Annotated in this window: 13 protein-coding genes; 4 read left to right on the forward strand and 9 right to left on the reverse strand. The window is 70.9% G+C overall.

Going from position 1 to position 18,100, the window contains the following annotated elements; translation table 11 throughout:
* From D7X32_RS07100 to D7X32_RS07125, 6 genes are all read right to left on the reverse strand, one after another.
* Positions 1-2,117 (reverse strand): ABC transporter permease (locus tag D7X32_RS07100; RefSeq protein ID WP_147450058.1); only part of this gene is annotated, 2,117 nt, incomplete at its 3' end.
* Between the two features lie 210 nt (positions 2,118-2,327).
* A complete protein-coding gene (locus tag D7X32_RS07105; RefSeq protein WP_120601747.1) occupies positions 2,328-5,063 on the reverse strand; it encodes a PQQ-dependent sugar dehydrogenase in 2,736 nt (911 codons plus the stop codon).
* A gap of 54 nt (positions 5,064-5,117) precedes the next feature.
* Positions 5,118-5,654 (reverse strand): hypothetical protein, encoded by a 537-nt coding sequence (locus tag D7X32_RS07110; protein WP_147450059.1) that lies wholly within the window; start codon positions 5,652-5,654, stop codon positions 5,118-5,120.
* 96 nt (positions 5,655-5,750) lie between these two features.
* Positions 5,751-6,287 (reverse strand): hypothetical protein, encoded by a 537-nt coding sequence (locus tag D7X32_RS07115; RefSeq protein WP_120601749.1) that lies wholly within the window; start codon positions 6,285-6,287, stop codon positions 5,751-5,753.
* Positions 6,288-6,465: 178 nt separating this feature from the next.
* Entirely contained in the window at positions 6,466-7,020 is a 555-nt protein-coding gene (locus D7X32_RS07120) for a hypothetical protein (RefSeq protein ID WP_120601801.1), read from the reverse strand.
* A gap of 92 nt (positions 7,021-7,112) precedes the next feature.
* The gene (locus tag D7X32_RS07125; protein WP_120601750.1) at positions 7,113-8,408 is read right to left on the reverse strand and encodes a citrate synthase family protein; all 1,296 of its coding nucleotides are present in this window, start codon (positions 8,406-8,408) and stop codon (positions 7,113-7,115) included.
* A gap of 104 nt (positions 8,409-8,512) precedes the next feature.
* Between D7X32_RS07125 and D7X32_RS07130 the strand changes: the two genes are divergently transcribed.
* Positions 8,513-9,289: a class I SAM-dependent methyltransferase gene (locus tag D7X32_RS07130; protein ID WP_120601751.1), complete on the forward strand. Its 777-nt coding sequence runs from the start codon at positions 8,513-8,515 to the stop codon at positions 9,287-9,289.
* Between the two features lie 75 nt (positions 9,290-9,364).
* The gene (locus D7X32_RS07135) at positions 9,365-10,702 is read left to right on the forward strand and encodes an alpha/beta hydrolase family protein (RefSeq protein ID WP_120601752.1); all 1,338 of its coding nucleotides are present in this window, start codon (positions 9,365-9,367) and stop codon (positions 10,700-10,702) included.
* A 19-nt stretch (positions 10,703-10,721) separates the two neighbouring features.
* On the opposite strand, the gene D7X32_RS07140 is transcribed toward D7X32_RS07135, so the two are convergent.
* Both D7X32_RS07140 and D7X32_RS07145 read right to left on the reverse strand, forming a co-directional pair.
* Positions 10,722-11,756 carry a prephenate dehydrogenase/arogenate dehydrogenase family protein gene (locus D7X32_RS07140; RefSeq protein WP_120601753.1) on the reverse strand — a complete coding sequence of 345 codons (1,035 nt, stop codon included), beginning with the start codon at positions 11,754-11,756 and terminating at the stop codon, positions 10,722-10,724.
* 101 nt (positions 11,757-11,857) lie between these two features.
* Positions 11,858-13,360, reverse strand: a complete 1,503-nt coding sequence (locus D7X32_RS07145) for a zinc metalloprotease (RefSeq protein WP_120601754.1) — start codon at positions 13,358-13,360, stop codon at positions 11,858-11,860.
* 524 nt (positions 13,361-13,884) lie between these two features.
* Here D7X32_RS07145 and fusA point away from each other — a divergent pair.
* The gene (fusA, locus tag D7X32_RS07150; RefSeq protein ID WP_120601755.1) at positions 13,885-15,990 is read left to right on the forward strand and encodes an elongation factor G; all 2,106 of its coding nucleotides are present in this window, start codon (positions 13,885-13,887) and stop codon (positions 15,988-15,990) included.
* A gap of 51 nt (positions 15,991-16,041) precedes the next feature.
* Here fusA and D7X32_RS07155 read toward each other — a convergent pair whose 3' ends face one another.
* Entirely contained in the window at positions 16,042-16,671 is a 630-nt protein-coding gene (locus tag D7X32_RS07155; RefSeq protein WP_120601756.1) for a hypothetical protein, read from the reverse strand.
* 165 nt (positions 16,672-16,836) lie between these two features.
* On the opposite strand from D7X32_RS07155, the gene D7X32_RS07160 reads away from it, so the two are divergent.
* On the forward strand, positions 16,837-18,099 hold the full coding sequence (locus D7X32_RS07160; RefSeq protein WP_120601757.1) for an RNA polymerase sigma factor: 1,263 nt from the start codon (positions 16,837-16,839) through the stop codon (positions 18,097-18,099).
* The last annotated feature ends 1 nt before the right edge of the window (position 18,100 follow it).

The following is an 18,100-nucleotide window of genomic DNA, read 5'->3' on the forward strand; positions in this document are numbered from 1 at the left end:
ACCCCGTAGAGCCCCACCGCCGCCAGCACCAGCGCCACCCCCGCGAAGAGGCTCGCCAGCAGGAGATAGAAGCGCAGCGGCGCCACCGTTCCATCCACCACCGACGCCAGCGTCCGCACGCTGCCCACCGCGAGGTTCGCGTCGAGCGCCCGGACCTCCGTCCGCACCACCCTGGCCAGCGCGAGCGGCTCTCCTGAAGTGCGCAACACCAGCGTCATCTCCGTGGTCCGCGTCTGCTCATAGGGTACGTACACCTCCGGCGCGGCGGGCGCGGCCAGCCCCTCCGTGGCCAGGTTCGCCACCACCCCCACCACCCGGCCACCGAAGGCGCCGTTGCCCAGGTCCATGTCCGTGTCCACGGTGCGGCCCAGCGGGTCCTCTCCCGGCCAGAAGCGCCGCGCCGCCTCCGCGTTGATCAACACCGCGCGCCCACCCGCGCCCCGGTCCTCTGGCAACAGCCCCCGGCCGCGAAGCACGGGCGCGCGCAATGCCTCCAGCGCCCCCGGCGTGACGATGCGGATGCTGGCCTGCCAGGGCTCCGTGCCCGGTGCTACCGGCCGCTGTGGGTCGCGCACCGCGAGCGTCCAGCGCTGCCCCTCCATGGGCAGCGCATTCACCGCGCCCGCTGCTTTCACGCCGGGCAGGGCCCGCAACCGTTCGAGGAGCCCGTCGTAGAACGCCGCGGGCGCCGCGCTGCCAAACGCGTAGCGGATGGGCGGCAGGTCGAGCTTCACCGTCAGCACGCCCTCGGGCTGGAAGCCCGGGTCGATTCGCCGCAGGTGCACGAAGCTGCGCAGGAGCAGGCCCGCGCTCACCAGCAGCAGCACCGCCAGCGCCGTCTCCGCCACGATGAGCGCCGCGCGAGTGCGGTGGTGGTGCGCGGCGCCTCCCGCGCCCTCGCCCGTGGTCCGCAGCACGCGCGCCAGCTCCACCCGCGATGTCTGCCACGCGGGCACCAGCCCGAAGAGGAGCGTGGTGAACACCGACAGGCCGGCGGTGAACGCCAGCACCGTGCCGTCGAGCGACACCTCCTCGATGCGCGGAATGTCCCGAGGCCCGAACGCCGCCAGCGCATCCAGCGCCCACATGGCCGCGAGCAGCCCGGCCACCCCGCCCAGCACCGACAGGAGCGCGCTCTCCACCAGCAGCTCCCTCGCGATGCGCCCCCGGCTGGCGCCCAGCGCCAGACGCACGGACGTCTCTCCCTCACGCGACGCGGCCCGCGCCAGCAGCAGGTGCATGAGGTTGGCGCACGCGATGAGCAGCACCAGCCCCACCGCGCCCAGCATCAGCAGCAACGAGGGGCGCACCTGGCCCAGCAGCACGTCGCGCAGCGGCTCCACGCTCGCGCCCATGTCCGCGTTCGTCGCCGGGTACCGCGCCGCCAGGCTTCGCGCGACCGCCGTGGCGTCGGCCTTCGCCCGCGCGAGGCTCACCCCCGGCGCCAGCCGCCCATACACCTCCAGCCAGTGCGCGCCGCGCGCCTCCGGCTTCGTCATGGACTCGTCCTGCACGAGGGGCGTCCACAGCTCCGCGCGCGAGGGGAAGTCGAACCCCGGCGCCATCACGCCCACCACCGTCCACGGAAGGGGGCCGCCAAGGTGCAGCGTACGGCCCAGCACGTCGGGGCTGCCTCCAAAGCGGCGCTGCCAGAGTGCATGCGACAGCACCGCGACCTGGAGCGCCCCCGGCGCGTCATCCCCGGGCTGGAGCGCGCGGCCCAACTGCACTCGGGGCCCCAGCACCTGGAAGAACCCGGCCGTCACCATCCCGGACTGCACCTTCATGGGCGAGGCCTCCGTGCGATCCGCCCCGAGCGTCACCCTCACGGGCGCCACGCCGGCGAGCCCCTCGAAGGCCCGCGTCTGTTCGCGCAGGTCCCGCAGGTCCGGCGGCGAGGTCGGCCCCGCGCCCTGCCTCCCCACGCTGAACAGCCGCACGAGCCGCGCGTCGTCGTGCATGGGCAACGGCCGCAGCAGCACCGCGTGCACCACGCTGAAGATGGCGACGTTGGCGCCAATGCCCAGCGCCAGCGTGGCCACCGCCACGAAGGTGAAGGTGGGGCTGCGACGCAGCCGCCGCAGCGCGAGCCGGAGGTCCTGGAAGAGGGAGGCCATGTCGGACGCGCTTGAGCATGGCGCATGCCACGGAGGCGGGACAGTCACTCCCTGGCGGTAGGCGGAAAGGCACGCGCCACCCGCTGACCGGCGCTGGGAATCCACATCCCGTTTCCGGACACGCAAGCGGGCTCGAATGCATCCCGGGTCCGAAATGATGGGAGGGCGTTCCACCCAGGGGCGCCCTCCCGTTCATGTTTCAGCGAGGACTCATTCCGCGCGCGACCGCTTGCGCCGGGTGGCCAGCGCGACGAGCGCCAACCACGCGAGCGGCGCCACCGGGGCCGCGCCGCAGCCGCAGCCGGAGTCGTCTTCGGTCGAGGGCTTGCTCGTGCCCGCGTCCGGGGTGCCCGTGCCGGCGTCGGTGCCCGCATCCGGCTGCTCCGCCTCGCAGCTCCCGTCCCCGACGCAGACCGTCACCGTGGCCTCGGCCGGGACTCCCGCCGTGTCCACCACCACGAGGCGCACCGTGTGCGGGCCCGGCGCCAGGCCCGTGGTGTCCCAGCGGTTGTGCTCGCCACCGAAGTGGAAGTGATTGTCCGAACGGATGTCCGTGTATTCCAGCGTGCCGTCCACGTAGAAGCCGGCGGCGGTGCAGCCCACGTCGTCCACGCAGTCGCCGAAGAACTCCGCCATGGCGCCGGACACGCGCTCGCCCTGGGTGGGCCGGGTGAGGACGGCGCGCGGCGGCTCATCCGCCTTCGTGGTGATGGTGAAGGTCTGCTCCGCGTCCGGCGGCACGCCGTTGGCCGCGCGCACGCGCACGTCCACGGGGCCCACCGCCGAAGGCGTCCAGGTGATGAGACCGGTGGCCGCGTCGATGCTCATGCCCTGCGGCACCGTGCCCTCCAGCGAATACGTGGGCTGCGGCCGGCCCACCGCCTCCACGTCATAGCGGTACGCGCCCCCCACCACGGCGGTGGTGACGGGCGTGGAGGAGATGGCGGGCGGGAGCACCTCGTCGTCCGCCTCCACGGCCTCCAGCGTGCGCGCGTCCAGTCCCGGCATGGCGACCGTGATGGTGGCCACGCCGTCCACGTTGTCCGCGTCCTGCGCGGCCTGGAGCGTGACGGTCTTCGGCGTGTTCCAGTTGGCCGTCGTGAACGCGAGCGTGGCCCCGGAGGCCACGGTGATGTCCGCATCCCCCTGGGTGGGCGCGACGGTGACGGTGACGTTCGACGTGGGCTTCAGGGAGAGCGACACGTCGAAGGTGGCGGTGCCGCCCTCGGGCACGGAGACCCGGGCGGTGGACACCACCAGCCGGGGCGAGTTGTTGTCGATGGTGGTGGCCACCACCGCCTCGTCCGTCAGGCCCTCGGAGGACACGGTGAAGGTGGCGGTGTCCGCGACCGCGTCCGCGTCCTCCACCGCCTCGAGCACGACGACCTGGGGCACGCTCCAATCGGCCGGAGAGAAGGTGAGGGTGCCGCCGCTGATGACTCCCAGGTCCTCGGAGCCGCCCAGGGCGCGCGTCACCCGCACCGTCACGGGCGCGGCAGGCGCCTGGGCCAGCCGCACGGTGAAGGTCGCGCGGCCCCCTTCCATCAGGCGCAGGTTGAGCCCGGACACGACCAGCTTCTGGCCGGAAGCCACCGGAGCCACCCGCCGCACGACGTTGGCGGTGTGCCCGATGGCGTAGAGCGCACCGTCCGGCCCCACGCTCATGTCCACGCTGGAGGAGAAGCCCGTCCCCCATTCATCCACCGTCGCCACCGAGTCATCCGCCGCCAGCGTGGCGCGCGTCACCTGGCCGGAGTTGTAGTCGCCAAAGAAGTAGTTGCCGCGGTACTCCGGCGGGAAGAGGGTGGCGTCGTAGAAGGTGCCGCCGGTGATGGAGCCGCCCAGGGCCTGCGTCGTCGCGGTGCCGCCGCCGCTGCTCGCATCCGGCAGGCCCGGCTGGGCCACCGTGAAGGTGGTGGTGCCCGGCGCGTTGTTGGCGCTGGCGACGTAGAACTCGCCGTTGAAGCTCGTGTTCCCCACCCCTTCGAGGGTGAGCCGCTCCCCCTTGCGGAAGCCGTGCGACCCCGTGGTGGTGAACGTGGTGACGCCCCCGCTGCGCACCGCGCCCGTGGCGGTGAGGGGGCGCGCGTCGACGTTGTTGGTGCGGTACTTGATGACGGGGGTGATGTAGTCGTTCCCCTGGGGCTGGTTGTTCTCGTAGTCGTTGTAGCCGGCGTGGCTGCGCTTGTTCACGACGAAGACCTGCTCGTAGCCGGTGCCCACGCCGTTGACCCACAGCTGGCCGCTGGTGGGCTGGAACGTGAAGGTGAACGGATTGCGCAGGCCGCGCGCCCAGATGTATTCGTTGTTGGGGCCCACGCCGTCGTTGAACGGATTGTCATTGGCGGGCGTGCCGTCCAGGTTGGCGCGGCCCACCTTGGCCGCCATGGACGTCAGGTCCGCGTCCACGCCGGTGCCGTTGCCCAGGTCGCCAATGGACCAGTAGAGCTTGCCGTCCGGCCCGAAGCCCAGCCCGCCGCCGTCATGGTTGTTGCCCGCCGTGGGCAGCAGCGTGACGACCTCCGTGCGCGCGATGCCCGTGCCGTTGGAGTCCGTGTAGCGCACGATGCGCTGCTCGGACGCGGAGACGGTGACGAAGAAGTAGACGTACCGGTTGACCACGTAGTTCGGGTCGAACGCGATGCCAATGAGGCCGCACTCGCTGTTGGTGTGGACCGAGGGCTCCTTGGCGAACTCACGGGTCACCAGCGTGGAGGTGCCCGGCTGCGTCTCCAGGGCCCCGTCCTTCATGGCCACCGTGCGGACGACGCCGTTCTTCAGCGTGATGAACAGGCGCCCTGAGCCATCCGGCGCCCACGCCATGCCGGTCGCGGCGGACAGGCTGCTGGAGGAATAGTTCGTTTCCACGAAGCCGGCGGGCACCGTGGCCCGGGCGGGTGACGCCATCATCAGGAACAACAGCGAGGCCATGACGGGAGTACGCATGGCCCCGAACCTACCGCACCCCAAATGGGGCCCGGGGCCCCACCTGGAGAATCCCTACCGCGTCGCGGTGAAGTTCCGCCGGATGATGCACTTGGAGGCGGTCTTGTCGGAGGAGTAGCTCTCCAACTTGTACTCGCCTTCAATTGTGGAGCTGTCGGTGTCTGACTGGGGCGCGGGCGCGGCCACCGTCGCGGTGAAAACGGTGTTGTACCAGGTCGTCTCCGTGAGGGTCTGCGAGCCGAAGAGGTTCAGCTCCCACGAGGGCTCGCCGTAGTAGTAGGTCGACAGGCTCGCGCCGTCGAGCGTCGCCGTGGCGTAGGTTCCGGACAGGTTCACCACGAGCGGCCCCTTGGGCAGGCCCAGCCCCAACGCCTCGCACTCGTCCCCAGGGGGCGATGTGTCCGCGAACTGGAGTGTGTAGGTGCCCGCGATGGCGCAACCGCCTTCACAGACGCTCACCGAGCTTCCGCCACAGCCCGGGTTTCCCATGCCGCTGCCCATCGTCATCATGCCCACCGCGAGCAGCACGGGGATGCGGAGGAACGTCACGGCCTTCGGGGTGCGGGCGCTGCGCGGGGATTCGACGTGCATGGAAGACTCCAGGTGGAACGGGAGGCGCCACGATAGCGAACGCCTGCCCTTCTTCACACCTGGGGTCCGTGGTGCTTCACGCTACGGCTTCATGCGTCACAGCGTGACGTTGCCGGACACCACCTCGGTGAACTTGCAGGGGATGTTGCTGGAGAGCGTGGCGCAGGTGGACGGCTGGGCCGGGGTCCACGTGGTGGCGTTCAGCTTGATGGCCGACTGCGCGCGCTGGCGGTAGACGCCCGCGGCGTAGGGCGTGGGGTTCGCCGTCTGGCCACCGAAGTCGGTGTTCGTCTCCGGGTAGCAGCTGCGGCTGCCCGCCACCGCCGTCCAGGTGACCGTGCCCGTGCTGCTCACCGACTTCTTCTCCACGATGGAGCAGACGTAGATGATGGGGTAGTCCTGGTCGCAATCCCAGACAGACGCCTGGGCGCTGATGGGGCCCCCCACGTCATACGTGTAGGGTGTCGTCGCTTCGACCACGCACGTCGTGCCCGGGATGGCCTTCGTCACTTCGGACTGGACCTGCGCGATGTCACCGCCGGCGGGGGCCGGCTCCGTCGCTTCCGGCGCGGGACCACAGGCGCTGAACGCAAGGGCCACCACGGCGAGGCTGCACGTCTTGAACTTGAACATGGGGGAGTGTCTCGGGGGAGAATGGACCTGAAGCGCTGTCACCCCCCACCGCTTGAATCCCATGCATCTCCATGGGTTCCAGGTGAGAGGCGACTAGCGCGTCAGCAAGGTAAATCCATTCATCCCTTGTCGTCCACCCACGCGGGGCGCGGGGGCGTGGGTTGCACGCCCCGTGAAGTCACGGGCTCCGGGACGCCACGCTGGGTGCCGCGGTCATGGCCTGGCTGAGCTTCCGGGCGCCGTCCGAGAAGGCGCCTCGTGCGACCTCTTGCCCGGAGGTGCTGAGCACCTGGGCGAACACACGGTCGAAGCCCTTCTCCAGGCCCATGGACTGGTGGGGTTCACCCTTGGAGTCCGCGACCATGAAGAGCGACGTATCCAGCTCCGCCGGAGGCGTTTCGCCCTTCTCGCGGAAGAGCTCCTTCATGGCGGTGAGCGATTCATTGTGGGTCTTGCGGAGTTCCCCGCGCGCCATCCCCTTGAAGAGGCCCGGAACGTCGCGCAGGTCCACGTGGATGACGACGATGGGCTTCTTCTCGCGCACGTCATAGAGGAACTGGGAAGCGTGCTGGCGCAGCTCCTCCCGGGTGCTCTTGTTCGCGTACAGCACCAGGGTGGGGCGGCCCTGCCCGATGGGGACTTCCTTGCCGAACACGTCCTTGAGTTCAGCGGCGGCGGCCGGGAGAGCACCCAGCAGTCCAAGCAGGCAGGTCAGCAGTGCGGTCTTCTTCATGCAGTGGCTCCAGAAGTTGATCATGCGCTTAGGGTCCACCAACACCGCCGTGTCCAACCTGAATCCCATCAGGGAAATCAATCCGTGCTGATTCAGGGAGGGGGACCGACGTAGCGGGCCCTGGGACGCAGCAGATGCCCCTGCTCTCGTTGCTCGAGCACGTGGGCCACCCAACCCGCCGAGCGCCCCACCGCGAACACCGTCGCCGCGGCGCCCTTCGGCAAACCCAACGCCTCCGCCAGCATCACCAGCCCGACCTCCATCGACGGTGCGGGGTGGCCCGCGGCGCGCGTCACCTCCAGCACCGCGGAGGCCACTCGCACCGCGCGCGCTTGCGGGCGCAGTTCGAGCGCGGCCTGGATGAGGGCCGGCGTGCGTGGATCCCCTTGGGGATAGAGCCGGTGGCCGAAGCCCGGCACGGACTCGCCCCGGCGCAGATAGGTGGACACCACCTCCTTCGCCCGCTCCGGACGGCCCACCTCCGCGAGGAGCGCCTCCACGCGGTCGCACGCGCCTCCGTGTCTGGAGCCGGAGAGCGCCGCCATCGCCGCGCCCACGCAGGCGTACAGGTCCGCGCCGGAGGACGCCGTCACCCGCGCGGCAAAGGTAGACACGTTGAGCTCATGGTCCGCGCAGAGCACCAGCGCCTGGTTCAACACCGCGGGCGCGCGCGGCGACCGGGCGGCCCACGCACGCGCCAGTGAATCCGCCACCGTCCGCTCACGCAACGCAGGGCCCACGCGGTCCGGCGCACGGGCCACGCATACCCAGGCCGCCAGGTGCCGCAGCAGGCTCCGGGCCCGTGCCAGCTCCCGGTCCGGTGGCGCCGCGAAGCGCACCGCGTCCCTCGCGCCCAGCAGGGACACCAGCGTCACCAGCACCTCCGCCGGAGGCGTGCTCCGGGGCAGGAGCGCCGCCAGCGCGGCAGGGGCGAAGGGCGCTCGCGGCACACGCCACGTCGTGCCCCGAGGCTCCGGCAGCACGCCGGACCACAGCAGCTCCGCCACGTCCTCGAAGGAGCGGCCTTCCGTCGCCAGCACCACCGCCGAGTGGCGTCCCCGGTACGCCAGGCCTTGTGCCTCCACGCGCGACACGGCGGAGTCGATGACGGGCTCGCCCCACCGCAGCGCTCCCGCCGCCACCGCCGCGTGTCCCGCCCTCGCGTCGTGGCGGACCTTCAGCCGCTCCAGGTCCGCGCGTGCGTAGCGGTTCTCCTTCGTTCCCTGCACGGGCACGCACCGCACCAGCCCCCGGCTCACGTAGGTGTACAGCGTCGAACGTTTCACGCCGAGCAGCGCCGCCGCCTCACGCGCCGGCACCAGGGCTTCTTCCCGCTCAGGTCGATGGTCGAATCGAGATTGAGAGCGTCCACCCCGGCGTCTATCCATGCTCCATCCACCTCCTGGGAGGAGAGTGTCGACGCGGCGCGAAGGCGCTGTCGATATGTCTTTCCTCCTGGACGCGTGGAGCCCCGGACCCAGGAGGACATGCCATGCAGGTGGACTTTGGCCGCACGTCGGAGGACTACGCCCGTCATCGCGCCGGCTTCCCGGATGCCTTCTTCGAACGGCTCAGCCGCGAGGGCGTCTTCCATCCCGGGCAGCGCGTGCTGGACCTGGGCGCGGGCACGGGAACGCTCGCGCGGGGATGGGCGAAGCGCGGTGGCTCCGTCACGGCGCTCGATGTCTCAGCGCCCATGCTGGACTCGGCCCGGCGGCTCGCCACGGAGGAAGGGCTGTCCATCGACTTCCGCGTGGCTCCGGCGGAGCGGACCGGACTGCCTTCGGAGTCCTTCGGGCTCGTGACCGCCGGCACGTGCTGGCATTGGTTCGACCGCGCCGCCGCGGCCCGCGAGGCCTTCCGGGTGCTGGCGCCGGGGGGACGGCTGGTCATCGCGCACTTCGACTGGCTGCCCTTGCCGGGCAATGTCGTCGAGGTCGTCCACTCCCTCATCGACACCTTCAATGCCTCGCAGGTCGCGCCCTACGTGAGCTTCGGGCACGACGCAGGCATCTATCCGCGCTGGTTCCTGGACGCCGCCACCGCGGGCTTCACCGGCCTGGAGTCCTTCTCCTTCGACACCGTCGTCCACTACTCGCATGAGGCGTGGATGGGGCGGGTGCGTGCCAGCGCGAAGGTGGGCCCGGTGCTCTCCCCGGAGGAGGCGGCCCGCTTCGACACCGCGCACGCGAAGCTGCTCGCGGAGCGCTTCCCGGACGCGCCGCTCGCCGTGCCCCACCGCGTGTTCGCCCTGGTGGCGACGCGGTGAGCAGGGCCGGGTGACAGAAACGAAGGCCTCGGGTGTTCGACCCGCCAGCATCCACTTCGCTGGAGGTCACAGACCATGGGCATCACATTGGACCGCCGCTCCCTCATTCAAGCCAGCCTGGGGTTGACCGGGGGGCTCGCGCTCCTCCGGGGCGCCCCGGCCGCGGCGGCCGGACAGCCGTCCACGCCCTCCACCTCCGCCGAGGAGCCCCGGCCCTGGTGGGAGCTGGGCCTGATGGCGGACCCCATCATGGAGAGCCAGCTGCTGCACTTCCTGGCCGCGACCTACAGCGCCCAGGCGGACATCAGCGAGGTGCTGGACACGGCGAGCCGCATCGTCGCGGGGGATGACTGGAGCTGGCCCAACGAATGGGTCCACACCGCCGACCGCATCCGCGCCATGGGCGCCGCCAGCCTGTCGCGCCGCCATCCCATCAGCGCGGGCAATGCCTACCTGCGCGCCGCCAATTACTACCGCGCCGCGCTCATCCACCACCCCGAACCCACGCACCCGAGCGTGGTCGCCACCGGGCGCAAGGCGGTGGATGCGTACAACAAGGCGCTCCCGTTGCTGAAGATTCCGGGCACCCCCGTGCGCATCCCGTACGAGGGCACCACGCTGCCCGGCTACTTCTTCCGCGCCCCGAGCGCCCGGAGCATCGCGCCGCTGCTCATCTTCCAGCAGGGCCGCGACGCGTGGCCGGAGGAGTCCAAGTACGTCATCGACGCGGCGCTCGCGCGGGGCTACCACTGCCTCATCGTGCACGCGCCCGGCCAGGGCATGGCCATCCGCGAGCAGGGGCTGCCCTTCCGCCATGACTGGGAACAGGTCATCCGGCCGGTGGTGGACTTCGCCCTGTGCATCGCGGGCGTGGACTCGCGGCGCATCGCGCTCTTGGGGTGGAGCATGGGCGGGGCGCTGGTGCCGCGCGCCGCCGCGTTCGAGCGGCGCATCAAGATCCTCATCCCCAACCCCGGCGTCCTCAACTGGGGCGACTCCTCCTTCGAGCAGTTCAACACCTACTTCCCGGACGTGATGGCGCTGCTCGACAGCGACCCTCGGGCCTTCGACGCGGCCATGGCCCAGCTGATGGAGCAGGTGTTCCTGTACCGCTGGTACATGAAGGACTCGATGTCCAAGCACGGCGTCAGCACGCCGTCCGCGCTGCTCTTCGAGCTGCGCCGGTACAACAACGAGCCCATCGTCCACCGCATCCGCTGCCGCACGCTGGTGATGGACGGCACGGCCGAGGCGTTCTCACAGGGGCAGGCCCGGCTGCTCTTCGACGCGCTGGAGTGCCCGAAGGACTACATGCTCTTCACCGCCCAGGACACGGGGCTCCTGCACTGCCAGGAGGCCGCGCAGGCCGTCGCCAACCACCGGATGTTCGACTGGCTGGACGAGTACCTGTAGCGCCCAGAGGGCCGCCGCGTCATCGCAGGCCGCTGCCCAACACGGCGCGGAAGACGGCCTCCACCTCCTGCGCGTCCGCGCCCACCTCCCGGGCCCATGCCCGGCGCACGGCGAGCAGCGCCTCCGTGCGCGCGGGCTCGTTTCCGGGCGCCTGGGCGCGGCGCTGGCGGCGGACCAGCTCCTCCCGGCGGGCGAGCAGTTCCACCAGCTCCCGGTCGAGCTCATCGATGTGCTCGCGCGGCTCCCGGGGCGCTGGCGCCGCCGGTTCCAATCCGGGCACGGCGTGGCCCGCCGTCTCTCGCGCCTGCTCCGGCTTCATGGCGGGAGCGGATTCCAGGTCGCGGTGGATGGCCTGGAGCGCCGCGAGCAGCCTGCCGCGCGCTTGCGTGGCGAAGGGGTTCTCCTGCTGGATGGCGTTGAAGAGGTGGCCCGCGTCCGCGCGCACGGTTTCGATGGTGCGCGACAGCGCCTTGAAGCTTGCCGGCGCGAAGGGCACGTCCGCCGCCGCGCCTGAGTCCACCATCCCCTTGGCCACGAAGAACGTGAGCGCGTGCGTGCGCGCCATCACCTGGTCATGGCCTTCCGGTGACTGTTCAATCACCTCGCAGCCCAGCGCCTCGTAGAAGCGCCGGGCGCGCGGGGCCGCTTCCGGATGCAGCGGGTTGGGACAGAGCACGACGCGCATGGGGCGCTCGGCCATGGCCAGGCTCAAGGGGCCGAAGAGCGGATGCGTCCCCACCCACGGCACTTGCGCGCCCAGCACCTCCGTCAGCGCCTCCACGGGCTTCACCTTCACGCTGCCCACGTCCAGCACCAGGTGCTCCGGCGTGAGGAAGGGCCGCAGCGCCTTCAGCACGTCCCGCATCTGGGGCACCGGGACGGACACCACCACCAGCTCCGCGCCCTCCAGCAGCTCCGGCATCGAGTGCGCGCGAAGCGGCTCCGGGATGTCCGCCACCGGGTCCAGGGCGCGGTGCTCCACCCCCACCGCCTCCAGCAGCGTTCCCAGCGCGCGTCCAAAACGTCCGTATCCCACGAGTGCGACATGCGGCATGCGCCGGAGTCTACGCGGGCATGCGGCGGAGAAACGACCGCCGGGTCCCTCGTGAGGAGGAACCCGGCGGGGAACGACTTCCCAGGGGGTGAAGCCAGGGACTACCGGGCGCGGAACATCTCCGCGGTGAGGCAGGCCTCGGTCTTCTCCGGGAGGACGAAGAAGGGCTGCTGACGGCTCAGGCCCTGGGTCGTGCCCAGCCAGCCGTCGCCAATCTGCCCGGCGCCGTCGTACACCAGCGCCAGCCAGTCATGCTGCGACGCCGGGAGGAGGTCCGTGGTGTCCGCGTCGTGGTTGAGGCTGTAGGCGTAGGACGCGGCCTGGATGGTGCCGTTGCCGTTGAAGTCCAGGTTCGCGCTCGCGGTGCCGGCGCGCTGCACGCCGTTGATGCGCACGCCGATGTGGGCCAGGTCCGCCTCCGTGGTGGGGGCGATGGGCGCGAAGGCGGAGACCTCGTTGATGGACGCCTCGCTGATGGAGGCGACGCGCACGCGCGAGTAGTCCAGCACGTTGTCCACGCCGTCCACGCGCAGGCCGTACATCTGGTACTCGTAGTTCATCTGGCTCAGGTAGTTGGCCTTGTAGTTGCTGTCGTCGGTGCCGCCGTGACGCAGGCCGATGTTGTGACCCAGCTCGTGCATGAGGGTGCCGGCCTGCTGCAGCTCCGTGCCGCCCGGCACGGACCAGCCGCCCAGCGTCACGATGAAGTCGTGTGCGGGGATGCCGCGGGAGATGCCGCTGGAGGTGCCGCCGTTGTAGGTGTTCGCGAACAGGGCGTAGTGGAAGAAGGGCGCGCGGCGCGACTTGAAGTACTTCGCCTTGATGACGTCGACGTCCGTCCACACCGGGGTCAGGTCCGTGTCCGCGTCCGCGGCGGCGATCTGCGAATCCAGCACCAGGTGCAGCGCGATGCCCGTGGTGCCGTTGGGGTTGGACACCGGCGCGTTGGCGAAGGACGTCGTCACGCGGTCCAGCGCCGCCTGGGTGGGCTTGCGGTCCGCGTAGTAGTCCACCTCCACGAACACGTCCTTCTTGCGCGGATCCGCGCCCCAGTAGTGCAGGTCCACGCCGCCGTAGCCGTACAGCTCCGCGAAGTCGCTGATGCGGTCCCCGTCCGTGTCGGAGTTGTTGGGGTTGGTGCCGTACTGGGCCTCGGCCGCGTCACAGATGCCATCGCCGTCGGTGTCCACGGCGTTGAGCGCGCACAGGTACACGGGCTGCACGGCGGAGACCTGATAGTCGGTCCCGTTCTGCGTCATCGTCTCGTACTTGGGCCGGTGGTAGACGGTGACGGAGCGGTAGCCCGAGCGCGAATAGACGAGCCGCACCGCCTCCTCGCCGGACGCCGGCATGACGATCTGGACGTCGTCCTCGCCGTTTTGGTTGCCGTACGCGTCGAAGACGAAGAGGCCCGACGAGTCCGTCGTCTGGGTCGGGAGGCCGGTGCCACAGCCCGTGCCAGAGCAGGTGCCGGAGGCGACGTAGACCGTCACGCCCTCCACGGCGCTGCCCGTCGCCGAGTCATAGATGAAACCGTAGACACACCCATTCAAGCCGACGAGCGCCATGGACGCCGTCAGCAGGCTCTTGTGAAACGTGGACATACATCCCCCTCGGAGGAATCAGGGGCTGGCTTCTCGTGCCAACCGCCACATTTACGGCGGGTGTGGCGGATATTCTCTGGGGGATTTATTTCCGGGCCCGTCACACGGCGGAGCCCCTCGGGTTGACAGCCCGTGCTGTCTGTCTTACTCCTATGTCGTCATGAGGCCCGTCTCCTTCCATGCCCTGCCGACCCTGAGCGCCTTCGCGCCGGCGGCGGACGTGCGCCTCACGCCCCGTCACGAGGTCCTGCTCGATATTTGAGCAGGCGGACCGGAGTCCTCCGGTGCGCGCCGTGGCTGGTTGCCCGCGTGCCGTGAGTTCCGTCTCCGCCCGATAGTCCCGGTGGTGTCTTCGTGTGTCCTCGCGCGTTGCTGGAGCGGGCCTGACGTGCCCCTCCAGGCCTGCGTGCGCGTGCGCGCCTGAAGACCGCCACCGGGCAGGTCCTCTCAGTTCATCCAACCGGCGTCCTCAATCCAATACACACCCGCGGGCCTCGCTGCCCGGACGGGAACGGGAGTCTTTCATGTCTCGCACCACGCGCATCGAGCGGTACCGCAACATCGGCATCATGGCCCACATCGACGCGGGCAAGACGACGCTCACCGAGCGCGTCCTCTTCTTCACCGGGCGCATCCACTCCACGGGAGAGGTGCACACGGGCTCCACGGAGATGGACTGGATGGAGCAGGAGAAGAAGCGCGGCATCACCATCACCTCCGCGGCGACGACGGCCTTCTGGCAGCCCCGGCACGGGCGGGAGGCGGGCGTTCCCCACCGCATCAACATCCTGGACACGCCGGGCCACGTGGACTTCACCATCGAGGTGGAGCGTTCGCTGCGCGTGCTGGACGGCGCGGTGGCGGTGTTCGACGCCAGCCAGGGCGTGGAGCCGCAGTCGGAGACGGTGTGGCGTCAGGCGGACCGCTACGGCGTGCCGCGCATCGCGTTCATCAACAAGATGGACAAGGTGGGCGCGGACTTCGCCCTGAGCGTGCAGTCCATGGTGGACAGGCTGGGCGTGCGCCCGGTGGCCGTGCAGTGGCCCGTGGGCGACGGCGCGGACTTCCAGGGGCTCGTGGACCTGGTGCGCATGCGGCTCGTGCGCTTCCAGGGCGAGGACGGCCGCTTCGACGACGACGCGCCCGTACCGCCGGAGCTGTTGGAGGCGGTGATGCCTTACCGCATGCGCCTCATTGAAGTCTGCGCGGACGTGGACCCAGGCGTGCTGGAGAAGTTCGTGGACGGGCGGGTGGAGGACATCACCGTGGAGGACCTGGAGCGCGCGCTGCGCGCGGGCACCCTCGCGCGGACGCTGGTGCCGGTGCTGTGCGGGTCGGCCTTCAAGAAGAAGGGAGTGCAGATGCTCTTGGATGCGGTCGTCAACTACCTGCCGTCACCCGCGGACGTGGCCGTGGTGGAGGGCTTTGCGCCCGTCACCGGCGAGCGCGTCAGCCGTCCCGTGTCGGACTCGGGTCCGCCAAGCGCCCTGGCGTTCAAGCTGATGAGCGACAAGGCCGTGGGCGGCATCGTGTTCCTGCGGGTGTACTCCGGCACGCTGCGCGCGGGCACCGTCCTGCTCAACCCCGTCACCGGACGGAAGGAGCGGGTGGGCCGTCTGATGTTCATGCACGCCAACCGCCGTGAAGAGGTGGCGGAGGTGCACGCGGGCGACCTGTGCGCGGCGCTGGGGCTCAAGGGCGTTCGCACGGGCGACACGCTGTGCGACCCGGACGCGCCGGTGGTGCTGGAGGCGTTGAACGTGATGGAGCCCGTGGTGCAACTCGCCGTGGAGGCGCGCTCCCCCGCGGAGCTTCCGAAGCTGGAGGAGGGCCTGCAACGGCTGGCGGCGGAGGATCCGTCGCTGCGCCTGGGCGTGGATCCGGAGAGCGGCCAGGTGCTGCTGTCCGGCATGGGTGAGCTGCACCTGGAGGTGGTCGTGGACCGGTTGAGGACGGAGTTCGGCGTGGAGGCGCGCGTGGGACAGCCGAAGGTGGCGTACCGCGACACGCTTAGGGGCGCGGTGCGCCAGGAGTACCGCCACGTCCGCCAGTCCGGCGGGCCCGGACAGTACGCGCGCGTGGTGCTGGACGTGGGGCCGGCGCCGCGAGGGGCGGGGCTCGTCTTCGTGGACGCCACGAAGGGCGGCACCATCCCCCGTGAGCTGGTGCCCGCGATTGAAAAGGGCGTGGCCGGCGCGATGGCGCGGGGCGTGCGCGAGGGCGTGCCGCTGGTGGACGTGGAGGTGCGGCTGGTGGATGGGGACACGCACGTGAAGGACAGCACGCCGCAGGCGTTCGCGGTGGCGGGCTCGCTGGCGCTCCAGGAGGCCGCGCGGCGCGTGGGCATCCAGGGGCTGGAGCCGGTGATGGAGGTGGAGGTGGTGACGCCGGAGGAGTTCCTGGGCGACGTGCTGGGTGACCTGGCGTCGCGGCGGGGACGGGTGTTGGGGATGGAGGCGAAGGGGACGGCGCGGTGCGTGTCCGCGCGCGTGCCCATGGCGCGCCTGTTCGGCTACGTGACGGCGCTGCGCGGCCGCACGCAGGGACGCGCCCAGGCCAGCATGCGCCTGGGGACGTACGAGCCGGTGCCGGAGCCGGCCAGCGCCTCCAGCGCCGAGGCGCGGGCGTGAGGTGACGGCTCCGGGCTTCCTTCCGTAACAGGGGGAAGCCCGGGGCCGTGGTCAGTTCGTCGGGAGGTAGAACGAGAGCGTCGACGGGCCCCGGAGCTCCCGCAGTCCGCCCGGCTGGCCGCAGCCGTTCGTCGGGTCGCCGTTCACGTAGGTGACGGTCTTCATCGCGACGGCGTTGGGGAACCGCCCCGACGTCACCGTGCCGATGAGGACGGCTTCGGAGGCGGTGCCCTTGGCCCGCAGGCCGATCTGCGTGAAGAGCACCGTCGTGAAGCCGCCGTCGCCCCAGAAGAAGCTCTCCTGGATGGGCTCCGGGGGCTCGATGGCTTGCTGGCAGGAGGCGTTCGCCACGGGCACGTTGCCCGTGCCGCTGCCGGCCGTCAGGAAGAGGGGCGTGCCCAGCAGGTTCGCGCACAGCGTGTAGGTGGAGTTGATGTTGCGGGTGACGTTCTGGGGCGTGTCCGTCAGGCCAGGGTTGTAGGTGGTGACGCTCGACCCCAGGAGGCACTGGACCATCAGGGGGCCGGTGGGGATGGGCAGGTCCAGCAGCTCCTGGGGCTGGCCGGAGGGCCCGGTGGGCGCGGCCACGGCGTGCCCCAGCGGGGCCAGCAGGAAGGCGGCGAGGACCAGGCCCCGGCGGGCCTGGGAGGACTTGGACGGGGAAGACATCGACAGGGACATGGGCGGCTCCAGATGCGCGACTGCGAGAGAGCCCCGAAGGTCTTGTCGGCTGCCGGCCTCCTCCATTGCCCCGGGAGGAGGGGTGGAGTGCCCCGCGGGGAAAATCGCGCCCGCATGTCGATTTCCGGGGCGCCCATTCGACGTGCATTTGATTGAGTTCGCGCCGTGACGGCTTCCAAGGCGCAGGCCGCGGTGCACGCGGTGTGGAGAATCGAGTCCGCCCGGCTCATCGCCGGGCTTGCGCGCATGGTGCGCGACGTGGGGCAGGCGGAGGAGCTCGCGCAGGACGCGCTGGTGGCGGCGTTGGAGAAGTGGCCCGTGTCGGGCGTGCCGGAGAACCCGGGCGCCTGGCTCATGGCCACCGCGAAGCGCCGCGCCATCGACGAGATGCGCCGGCACAAGCTGCTCGCGCGCAAGCACGAGGAGCTGGGGCACGGGCTGGAGGAGGCGGAGGTTCCAGACCTGGACGCGGCCCTGGACGACGACGTCGGCGACGACCTGCTGCGCCTCATCTTCACCTCCTGTCACCCGGTGCTGTCCCCGGAGGCGCGGGTGGCGCTCACGCTGCGGCTGTTGGGTGGCCTGACGACGGATGAGATTGCCCGCGCGTTCCTGGTGCCGGAGCCCACGGTGGCCCAGCGCATCGTGCGGGCCAAGCGGACGCTGGCGGAGAAGGGTGTTCCCTTCGAGGTCCCCCGGGGCGAGGAGCTGGCCGCGCGGCTCGGCTCCGTGCTGGAGGTCATCTACCTCATCTTCAACGAGGGCTATGCCGCGACCGCGGGCGGCGACTGGATGCGTCCGGAGCTCTGCCTGGACGCGCTGCGCCTGGGCCGCATCCTCGCGGAGCTCGCGCCGGGTGAACCGGAGGTGCACGGGCTGGTGGCGCTGATGGAGATTCAAGCGTCGCGGGCCCGGGCGCGGGTGGGGCCCTCGGGCGAGCCCGTGCTGCTCCTGGAGCAGAACCGCGCGCTGTGGGATCAGCTCCTCATCCGCCGGGGACTCGCGGCGCTGGAGCGCGCGGAGAAGGCAGGCGCGCCGGGGCCCTACGCGGTGCAGGCCGCCATCGCCGCCTGCCACGCGCGGGCGCGCACGCCGGAGGCGACGGACTGGCCGCGCATCGCGGCGCTCTACGCGCTGCTCGCACAGCTCGCGCCGTCGCCGGTGGTGGAGCTGAACCGCGCCGTGGCCCTGTCGATGGCGTTCGGTCCCGCGGTGGGGCTGGAGCTGGTGGATCAGCTCATGGCCGAGCCGTCGCTCAAGCACTACCACCTGCTGCCGAGCGTGCGCGGCGACCTGCTCCAGAAGCTGGGGCGGCTCAAGGAAGCCCGCGCGGAGTTCGAACGGGCGGCGTCGCTCACGCGCAACGCGAAGGAACAGTCGCTGCTGCGTGCACGCGCCGCCGCCTGCTCGAGCGAGCGGCCGTCGTAGT

This window comes from Corallococcus carmarthensis (genome assembly GCF_003611695.1).
In the GTDB taxonomy this organism is placed as follows: domain Bacteria; phylum Myxococcota; class Myxococcia; order Myxococcales; family Myxococcaceae; genus Corallococcus; species Corallococcus carmarthensis.

Excerpts from the sequence above, each read along its gene's own strand:
- D7X32_RS07140 (WP_120601753.1), bottom strand. The coding sequence starts at position 11,756 with ATGCCGCATGTCGCACTCGTGGGATACGGACGTTTTGGACGCGCGCTG.
- D7X32_RS07135 (WP_120601752.1), top strand. The coding sequence starts at position 9,365 with ATGGGCATCACATTGGACCGCCGCTCCCTCATTCAAGCCAGCCTGGGG.
- D7X32_RS07155 (WP_120601756.1), bottom strand. The coding sequence starts at position 16,671 with ATGTCCCTGTCGATGTCTTCCCCGTCCAAGTCCTCCCAGGCCCGCCGG.
- D7X32_RS07105 (WP_120601747.1), bottom strand. The coding sequence starts at position 5,063 with ATGCGTACTCCCGTCATGGCCTCGCTGTTGTTCCTGATGATGGCGTCA.
- D7X32_RS07145 (WP_120601754.1), bottom strand. The coding sequence starts at position 13,360 with ATGTCCACGTTTCACAAGAGCCTGCTGACGGCGTCCATGGCGCTCGTC.
- D7X32_RS07115 (WP_120601749.1), bottom strand. The coding sequence starts at position 6,287 with ATGTTCAAGTTCAAGACGTGCAGCCTCGCCGTGGTGGCCCTTGCGTTC.
- fusA (WP_120601755.1), top strand. The coding sequence starts at position 13,885 with ATGTCTCGCACCACGCGCATCGAGCGGTACCGCAACATCGGCATCATG.
- D7X32_RS07125 (WP_120601750.1), bottom strand. The coding sequence starts at position 8,408 with ATGGATAGACGCCGGGGTGGACGCTCTCAATCTCGATTCGACCATCGA.
- D7X32_RS07120 (WP_120601801.1), bottom strand. The coding sequence starts at position 7,020 with ATGAAGAAGACCGCACTGCTGACCTGCCTGCTTGGACTGCTGGGTGCT.
- D7X32_RS07110 (WP_147450059.1), bottom strand. The coding sequence starts at position 5,654 with ATGCACGTCGAATCCCCGCGCAGCGCCCGCACCCCGAAGGCCGTGACG.
- D7X32_RS07130 (WP_120601751.1), top strand. The coding sequence starts at position 8,513 with ATGCAGGTGGACTTTGGCCGCACGTCGGAGGACTACGCCCGTCATCGC.